Here is an 8,754-nt window from a genome sequence, read left to right on the forward strand (position 1 = left end):
ACCATGGCGTCCATTATGGAATTGTGCAGGAAGTATACGCTTTTGAGCATAGAAGAAGTCCAAACCATTCAAGAGATGGCGGATCATCTCCAACTATTTGCCGATGTATCCGAATCCGATGTCTTCATAGACTGCCCACTCCCTGACAAAGGGATGGCGCTCGTCGTGGCGGAGGCGCGTCCCTCCAAAGGCTCTTCCTTGTACAAGACTTCGGTCGTAGGTCAGTATGCTTTTGTGCAAAATGAGCCCGCCGTCATGTTCTGCCTGCTTTCCGGCCAATCCGTGATCGGCTCGCGCGGCATTTCGCAGGAGCAGATTGCCATCCAGCAAAATGTCGTGCCGATCCGGTCCAGAACCGGCCAAGTGATCGGGGCGCTCATCATGGAGAAGGACATTACGGAGAAGCTTGAGCAGGAGAAGAATGTGACCCGATTGATGGAGACAACGGAACAGCTAAGCGAAACGCTGCTTAGTGTGGCCATGTCGCAGGGCAGCATGCAATCGCTGATGCATGAAGGGGTCATTGTTTTTGATGACAAGGAGCGGGTCACCTACACGAATCCGCGTGCACTCGACATGCTGAAGGAAATCGGTCACACGGCTGACGCGACCAACGGCTCCCTGATCACCCAGTTATTTTACGGGAAATTAACGGTACTTGGCCGCTCAGGCCTCATCCAGCAGGAATTGCAAATCGGGCATGTGACCTTCGAACTCAAAGCCATGTCCATTTACCGGGATCAGCGGGAGGTAGGCGGGATTATTTTACTACGCGATATATCGGATATGAAAGAAAAGGAAAAGCAGCTGATCATCAAATCCGCCGTCATCAAGGAGATTCACCATCGCGTGAAAAATAATTTGCAAACTGTTTCCAGCTTGCTCCGCCTGCAGATGCGAAGAACGAAACACGAAGAGGTCGTGAGGGTGTATCGCGACAGCATCAACCGCATTAATTCGATAGCGGTTATTCATGAAATGCTCGCGTTCGAAGGACTGGAGACGATCCATTTTAACGAGGTCGTGGACCGTATTATTAAGAACATTATTTCCTCCTCGTCCAAACCGGATCAGACCATCGTCCCGGTTATTTCCGGAGATGAGCTCATTTTACAATCCGATGCCGCCACGACGTTGGCGCTTGTTGTGAATGAACTGGTGCAGAACTGCGTGCTGCATGCTTTTGGAGAGAGGCGCATGGGACATATTGAAGTTTCTCTGCAGCATCAAGACAGCTTCGCTCGGGTTCGGGTGTCAGATAACGGGATCGGATTCAAAGCGGCCAATCACTCCGAGCGGAAAGGCCATCTCGGCTTGAAGATCACGGAGACGCTGGTAGAGGAGAATCTCGGCGGCGTTCTGGATATCATGACGGATGAGCGAGGAACCGAAGTGCAGCTTACATTTCCAATAGCGAGAACGCAGTCAAAGGAGGACGAAACGTCATGAGAAATGCCATCGTCGTCGTCGATGATGATCCGATCATCCGCATGGATATCCGTGAAATGCTGGAGGAGGGCGGCTATCTTGTCGCAGGCGAAGCCAAAAACGGTGAGGAAGCGATAGAGCTCATAGCTCGCGTGAAACCGGATTTGGCGATTATGGATATTAAAATGCCCGTCATGAACGGCATCAAGGCGTCTCATATTATCCGCAAGCTGCAGCAGGATACATCGGTGCTGCTTTTGACGGCTTACAGTCAGAAGGAGCTGGTGAAGGACGCGCGCGAAGCGGGGGTGGCAGCTTTTTTAGTCAAACCGGTGTCGGAGGAAGACTTGCTGCCGGCTGTCGAGATTGCTTTGAGCCAAAAGGAGAAGATGGACTCGCTAAAACAGGACATCAAACTTCTCAAGCAATCCATTGAGGAACGGAAGAACATCGAAAAAGCGAAAGGCCTCGTCATGCAGAAGCACGCTTTGAGTGAGGAGAAGGCTTACGCCAAAATGCGCGAAGTGAGCATGGCGACCCGCATCCCCCTTGCGAAGCTGGCGACAGATATTTTGCGGGATGGAGCTGAGGTCTTAGCAGGTGCGGGTGAGCGGACACATGGCTGACCAATGGATCACGAGTGTCGGACTCGATATCGGAACAAGTACAACGAAGATGGTCATTTCCCGGTTGAAAATCGTGCGCTCCTCCGGCGTGCTTTGCCTGCCGCGCTTTCAGATTGCGGAGCGGGAGCTGCTGTACGCAAGCCCGATTTACAGCACTCCGCTCCTCAGCAGCGATGAGATCCACGCCGAGCGCATTTGGGCCATCGTGGCTCAAGAGTACGAGCAGGCCGGCATCCAGCCAGCGGATATCAAATCCGGCGCCGTCATCATTACCGGTGAGACGGCAAACAAAACAAACGCGCAGCACATCCTCCATCTGCTAGCAGAACGAGTGGGCGATTTCGTTGTCGCGACTGCCGGCGCGGATCTCGAAGGGCTGCTCGCCGGCAAAGGCGCCGGCGCGGAGCAGCGCTCCTGGCAGCTTCGAGGCGCCGTCGCCAACATCGATATCGGCGGCGGTACGGCGAATGCTGCGATTTTTCATCGCGGCAAGCTGCTCGGCACGGTGGCCTTTCATGTCGGCGGCAGGCTTATTCGGATCGACTCGACAGGCACGATCCTTGAGGTGTCGCCGTCGCTGCGCCCTTGGCTGCTGGAGGCCGGTTACACCGTTCAGCCGGGCGACAGGCTCAGCCTGCTGCAGCTGAACGAGATCTGCACAGCCATGTGCCGCTGCATCATGGACTATTTAAACGGCGTCCGTGTTGCAGACGCTGCAATTAAAGCTTTAATGATCGGAACGCCGTTACCTGCCATTCCCTCTATAGAAGAATGGATGGTCTCCGGCGGTGTAGGCCAATTGATGGCAGAGACCATGCCGCCCCGCAGCTTGGAGGACGCTGCCGTATACCAAGATATCGGCCCGCTGCTTGCCCACGCCTGGAAGGAGCTGGCCGCTGAATACCCCACCCGCCAGATCCAAGCGGATCAGACGGTCAGAGCGACCGTCATCGGCGCTGGCATGCAGAGCACGGAGATCAGCGGCGCGACGGTACACTTGGATGCTTCGCTGCTGCCGATCCGCAATTTGCCCGTGCTCAAGCTTGATCTATCGCCGCAGCTGCTAGTTCAAGACAGCGCGCTCGCAGAACGGTTTGACGCTCTCATGCAAGATGGCGCAAGCTTGTTCGCTCTAGATCGTTCGCCTCCATTTGGACTCGCGTTGTCAGGGACACACCACTTAACCTATCCAACCCTTCAATACATAGCCGATAAGCTGTATCTGAGTTTTATTCAACATTTTCCTCATAGCGAAGCGATGGTCGTCATTTGCGAAACGGACATCGCCAAAGCGCTCGGCCAATCCCTCTCGAGACGCTGCGAGCAACGTCCGAAAGTCATTTGCATCGATCAAATCCGCGTGGAGCACGGGGATTACATCGATTTAGGCGAGCCGATATCCGGCATCATGATTCCCGTAGTGGTCAAAACATTGGCCTTCCAAGGCCAGGGCAGAGGGGAGGAGAGCGGCCGGTGAATTTGAAAACGACGCTGCTCGGCACAACGTTTCAATTCAAAAATTTGAAGGAAGTGATGGCCAAAGCGAATGAGGAGAAGTCCGGCGACCAGCTCGCAGGCATTTCCGCGCAGGATGCGAAGGAACGAATCGCCGCCAAAGAGGTGCTTGCCGATTTGACGCTGGCGGATATCCGGAACCATCCCCTGCTGCCTCCGGAGACCGATGAAGTTTCTCGAGTCATCGAGAATGCTTTGAATGAGAAGATCTATGCCGAGGTGCGGAATTGGACGGTGGCTGAGCTGCGGGAGTATTTGCTGCGGCAGGAGATAGGCAATCCCGAAATTCGCCGTCTTTCCCGAGGCCTAACGAGTGAGATGGTGGCTGCCGCCGCCAAGCTGATGACCAATCTGGATCTGGTGCAGGCCGCGTCCAAGATGGAGGTCACCAGCCATTGCAATATCACCATCGGTCAAAAAGGCGTGCTCGCCGGAAGAGCGCAGCCCAATCACCCTACGGATAATATTCAAGGCATAAAAGCGGCGCTTTTTGAAGCATTAAGCTACGGGATCGGTGATGCGGTAATCGGCATCAACCCCGTGATCGATTCCGCAGATAGCGTGAAGCACATTTTGCAGATGACCAAGGAGGTCATGGAAAAATGGCAGATCCCTACGCAGAACTGCGTCTTGGCGCATATCAAAACGCAGATGCGCGCTATCCGGCAAGGAGCTCCTGCGGATATGGTGTTCCAAAGCTTGGCGGGAACGGAAGACGGCAATAAAGCTTTTGGCATCGATGTCGCTTTGCTGGATGAAGCGGATGAACTGATCACGCGTGAGGGGACAGGGACGGGGCCGAATCTTTGGTATTTCGAAACGGGCCAGGGCTCCGAGCTGTCCGCGGAAGCGCATCACGGCATCGATCAGGTCACGCTGGAGTCGCGCTGCTACGGGCTTGCCCGCAAGTATAAGCCGTTTATTGTTAATACGGTGGTTGGCTTCATCGGGCCTGAGTATTTATATGACAGCAAACAGGTCATTCGCGCCGGGTTGGAGGACCATTTCATGGGCAAGCTGCAGGGGCTGCCGATGGGGGTGGATGTTTGCTATACCAATCATATGAAGGCGGATCAGAACGATATGGACAATTTGGCTGTGCTGCTTTCCGCCGCAGGCGTTAACTACTTGATCGGAGTCGCCATGGCTGACGATTGCATGCTCAATTATCAGTCGACCAGCTATCACGACATCGCCACTTTGCGGGAATTAATGAGGCTGCGCCCGGCTCCTGCATTTGAACAATGGTTGGTTCGAATGGGCCTTATGGACAATGGCCGGCTAACGCCGCTTGCGGGAGACCCGAGTCTATTTATGTGAAGGAGGTGTGGCAATGAACCAAGCTGTCCCCATCGATGCGCTAGTGGATCTGGTGATGGTAGAGCTAGAGAAGAAACTGTCCGTTACTGTATCAAAAGAAGAAGAGATCCCGCCGACCGATCAGCCAGATCTCGATATGCCGTCAGAGGAAGAGCCGCAGTCGCAGGTTCCAAGTCCCAAATGGGAGGAAGGGATGAACGAACTGCTCGCCAGCACACCTTCGCGAATCGGCGTTTGGCGGACGGGAACGCGGGCATTAACCAAAGAAGTGCTGAAATTTCGCCGTGATCATGCGGCTGCTGTCGATTCCATTTATGGCGAAGCAAGTCAAGTGCTTTTAGACCAATTTGGTTTGTTTACCGTGGAAACGCGTTATGAGAATACAGAAAACTATCTGAAGCGCCCCGACATGGGACGTATTGTTACCGAAGAGGGAGTCGCTCTTATCCAGCAAAAATGCAGCAAGCATCCCCAAGTGCAGATCGTTGTGTCTGACGGGCTTAGCGCCAATGCGGTAGATGCCAATCTGGCCGATGTCTATCCCTCGCTTCTTGACTCACTGACGGCTTATAAGTTATCCACAGGTACTCCGTTTTTCGTGCGAGGCGGGCGGGTTGCCGTGATGGATCACATTGGGGAAATCCTGCAGCCGGATGTGCTCGTACTTTTGATCGGAGAACGTCCTGGATTGGTTTCGTCCAAATCATTGAGTGCCTACATCTGTTACAAACCGCGGAAAGGCACGGTAGAAAGCGACCGCACGGTTATATCCAATATTCATCGCGGAGGCACACCACCTCTGGAGGGCGGCGCGCATATCGGCACCATCGTACAAAAAATGCTCGAACAAAAAACGAGCGGAGTTAACCTGGAAATCTGATTTCAGCGAAGGAGGTGGGGCGGAATGGGACTGGCGATTGGCATCTTAATTGTTGTCATCACGTGTTTGTTTGCGGGGTGGATCGTTAACGTTGCAAACAAGAGCATTCGGGAATTCGATGAAAGCAAGCACGAAAGCTTTTTGGGGAAATGAGACTTGGCTGCACAAATCGTTGTGAATGGATGAGGAGGAGTATAGATGAGCTTATCTTCCAATCATCAGGACAAAGACAAAAGTGATTTGAACAAGTTCGGCTATGCCCAGGAGTTGCTGCGCAGTATGGGTGGATTTTCTAACTTTGCGATCTCATTCTCCATCATTTCCATTTTGACTGGCGCTGTATCCTTATATGGTCATGGATTAACCTATGGCGGATCGGGCATGATGGGCTTCGGCTGGCCGATCGTCGCGTTTTTTGTGATGTGCGTTGCGGCAGTTATGGCTGAGCTGGCTTCGGCCATTCCGACGGCAGGCGCTTTGTACCATTGGGCTGCGATTCTAAAAAACAAACGCTGGGGCTGGTACACCGCCTGGATCAACCTGATTGGCCAAATCGGCATCGTCGCCGGTATCGATTATTCCGTCGCCCTCTTCGCGGATCCACTGATTGCGAGCGTCTTCGGTTATGAATCTAGCAATACAACCGTGTTGGTTTGCTTCTCGGTCATTTTGCTTACGCATGGCATTCTCAACCACATCGGCATTCGAATCGTTGCGAAGCTGAACGACTTCTCCGCCTGGTATCACATCGCTGTCGTGGCGGTGCTGGTCCTGTCTCTGGCCTTTTTCACCAAAGGCAGCCTAAACCCGGTCTCGTACTTGTTCCAAGTTGGCGAAACCTTCTCCGACAAACCTTATATGTTTGCCTTTCTGATCGGACTTTTGCAGGCACAGTGGACGTTTACGGGCTATGACGCTTCGGCGCATACCATTGAAGAAACGATTAACCCGCGTGTGCGCGCGCCTTGGGGCATTTTCACATCTGTCGCCTATTCGTTTGTCATTGGTTTCATTATGCTTGCATTTGTCACTTTGTCCATCAAAGACGCCAGCGCTGCTGCCGGTTCCAGCAATGCGTTCATCTATGTGATCAGCGAAGCGCTTGGCGGCACGTTCGGTTCCGTCATTTTGTGGTTGGTCACCGCTGCGATGTGGTTCTGCGGACTGGCGTCCATCACTTCTTTCTCCCGCATGATGTATGCTTTTTCAAGGGATAAAGGGATGCCGTTAAGCTCGCAGTGGGCGCAAATTTCAAAAAAATACCGAACCCCGGCCAAAGCCATCTGGCTGGCTATCATCCTCTCCTTCCTGCTTGCTTTCATCGACTATCTCATCAAAATGGTGAACCCGGATGCCACGTATACAACGATAGCGTTCCTAACGGCGGTTAGTGTTGTTGGCCTTTATGTTGCCTATGGCATTCCGATTTACTTGAAGCTTCGGGCCAAAGCCGAAGGAAGATTTCAAGATAAGCATCTCGGACCTTGGAATCTCGGAAAATATAGCAATGCGATCTCAATTGTCGCGCTGATCTGGATTATTTTTATTTGCGTCATCATGGTTATCCCGCCGAACCAAATGGCTGGTTATGCCGTAGCGGGAATGCTCATTCTCTTGGTCATCATGGATTTGTCCTACTATAACAAGCACTTCCCTGGCCCGCAGGCTGCGCTTAACAAGTCTATGGAGGAGATTTTACGCCGGGAAAAAGAGCTGGAATAGACTCCGCTTACTGGTTTAGCATTTGATAGATTTGGGCATCCTTTTACTAGAGTTGAAGATTCTAGTGAAGAGGTGCCTTTTTATATGCAGAAAAATTGGGTTAACGCCATTATTGCACTTTCTATTATCGGCCTTATTTTTGGCTGGGTTCGTCATGCAGATGCTCGCAGCGGGCAAGAAGCGCTTCAGCTTTTGAACACGGTGAAACCGTACATGATGAATGAGCGGCACATCACTTTTAAATATACGGGCTATTACGGAACTTGCGCTGGTAGCGATCTCAATATCCTGCAAACCGGTAAAAAGCTTTCTCAAGCCTTCGATATCCCGCAAAAAGAACAATTGGGCGAGTCCAATTCTCATGCTGTGTACACAGCGAGTATGGAGATTGCTCCCGGTACGGTCGTTACTTTAACAGTTGCAAGTCCAGCTGGATCAAATGGCTGCTACACCGTCCTCAAACTAGAGGCATCTGAACAAGCAGATCAATCTGAGCTTATGAATTGGCAGGAGCAAGCTAGCGATCAATTAAAGAAACTAGGCATTCAAGGGCAATGGAATGTGATGGTTCAAGGTTATGTGGACGAGCAGGTATTATACGGGAAAAATAGTGCCAACGAGCTTGCTCAAGCGGTAGCGCAGTCTTTTAGAGGTAAAACGGTAGAGAACTACAGCGATTCAAAGACGATTAGCTTGTCATTAGCTTCTGATGATTTTCAAACCTCCATCCAAAGCGGAAATCAAACCGTGAATTTGCAGCTTGCTCTGCATCAGGAATCAACTTCAGGCAAATGGCGCCTGACAGTGGGGACACCAATTATCACGATGGAATATTAAAAGGAGTGAGGATATGTCAACGATTATGAAGCCTGTTATTCCGGGTGTGATTGCCGAATCCATTGAAAGCTTGCGACGGGAGGGATGGGAAGACGACGATTTCTTCAACTTTCCCAAATATGATGACGAATCGGCGGAGGCTCGTATTCTGTTCCATTATTTTCGAAATAATCGCGTAACGTTCGCCGCAGCGATCATTAACAGCTATACCGTTCATGATGGATAAAAGATGGCTTACACACTTGCTTGAAAGGGCAGGTGTTTCTTTGTTTTAGAAAATGAAAAAAAGGGTTGCATTTCACTTGTTGGACATGTTATATTGTCATTCCGGCCGCAAGAAAGCCGCGAAATAAGCGTGTCAAAGCAGCTCGAAAAAAGAATTAAAAAAAGAGTTGCACAATGAAAAATAGTATGGTATATTACTTT

The 8,754-nt window shown here is 51.6% G+C and carries 9 protein-coding genes; all 9 read left to right on the top strand.

Annotation, left to right across the window (positions count from 1 at the left end; all coding sequences use genetic code 11):
• Nucleotides 1-3 precede the first annotated feature (3 nt).
• The 9 genes from PCH02S_RS19740 (at nt 4) to PCH02S_RS19775 (ending at nt 8,554) form a co-directional block, all read left to right on the top strand.
• Nucleotides 4-1,449 (top strand): sensor histidine kinase, encoded by a 1,446-nt coding sequence (locus tag PCH02S_RS19740; protein WP_127455660.1) that lies wholly within the window; start codon nt 4-6, stop codon nt 1,447-1,449.
• Nucleotides 1,446-2,054, top strand: coding sequence for an ANTAR domain-containing response regulator (locus PCH02S_RS19745; protein WP_127455661.1), 609 nt, complete (start codon nt 1,446-1,448; stop codon nt 2,052-2,054). Before PCH02S_RS19740 ends, PCH02S_RS19745 begins: the two co-directional genes overlap by 4 nt.
• The gene (locus PCH02S_RS19750; protein ID WP_127455662.1) at nt 2,047-3,531 is read left to right on the top strand and encodes an ethanolamine ammonia-lyase reactivating factor EutA; all 1,485 of its coding nucleotides are present in this window, start codon (nt 2,047-2,049) and stop codon (nt 3,529-3,531) included. The genes PCH02S_RS19745 and PCH02S_RS19750 overlap by 8 nt, the downstream gene beginning before the upstream one ends.
• On the top strand, nt 3,528-4,889 hold the full coding sequence (locus PCH02S_RS19755) for an ethanolamine ammonia-lyase subunit EutB (protein ID WP_127455663.1): 1,362 nt from the start codon (nt 3,528-3,530) through the stop codon (nt 4,887-4,889). Before PCH02S_RS19750 ends, PCH02S_RS19755 begins: the two co-directional genes overlap by 4 nt.
• Before the next feature lie 13 nt (nt 4,890-4,902).
• On the top strand, nt 4,903-5,769 hold the full coding sequence (gene eutC, locus PCH02S_RS19760) for an ethanolamine ammonia-lyase subunit EutC (RefSeq protein WP_127455664.1): 867 nt from the start codon (nt 4,903-4,905) through the stop codon (nt 5,767-5,769).
• 24 nt (nt 5,770-5,793) lie between these two features.
• Complete coding sequence (locus PCH02S_RS36740) at nt 5,794-5,922, top strand: hypothetical protein (RefSeq protein ID WP_268597446.1); 129 nt, start codon at nt 5,794-5,796, stop codon at nt 5,920-5,922.
• A gap of 45 nt (nt 5,923-5,967) precedes the next feature.
• Nucleotides 5,968-7,491 (top strand): amino acid permease, encoded by a 1,524-nt coding sequence (locus tag PCH02S_RS19765; protein ID WP_127455665.1) that lies wholly within the window; start codon nt 5,968-5,970, stop codon nt 7,489-7,491.
• Nucleotides 7,492-7,575: 84 nt separating this feature from the next.
• On the top strand, nt 7,576-8,328 hold the full coding sequence (locus tag PCH02S_RS19770) for a YwmB family TATA-box binding protein (RefSeq protein WP_127455666.1): 753 nt from the start codon (nt 7,576-7,578) through the stop codon (nt 8,326-8,328).
• A gap of 13 nt (nt 8,329-8,341) precedes the next feature.
• Nucleotides 8,342-8,554: a hypothetical protein gene (locus PCH02S_RS19775; RefSeq protein ID WP_127455667.1), complete on the top strand. Its 213-nt coding sequence runs from the start codon at nt 8,342-8,344 to the stop codon at nt 8,552-8,554.
• Nucleotides 8,555-8,754 lie beyond the last annotated feature (200 nt).

Source organism: Paenibacillus chondroitinus NBRC 15376 (assembly GCF_004000765.1).
In the GTDB taxonomy this organism is placed as follows: Bacteria; Bacillota; Bacilli; order Paenibacillales; family NBRC-103111; genus Paenibacillus_E; species Paenibacillus_E chondroitinus.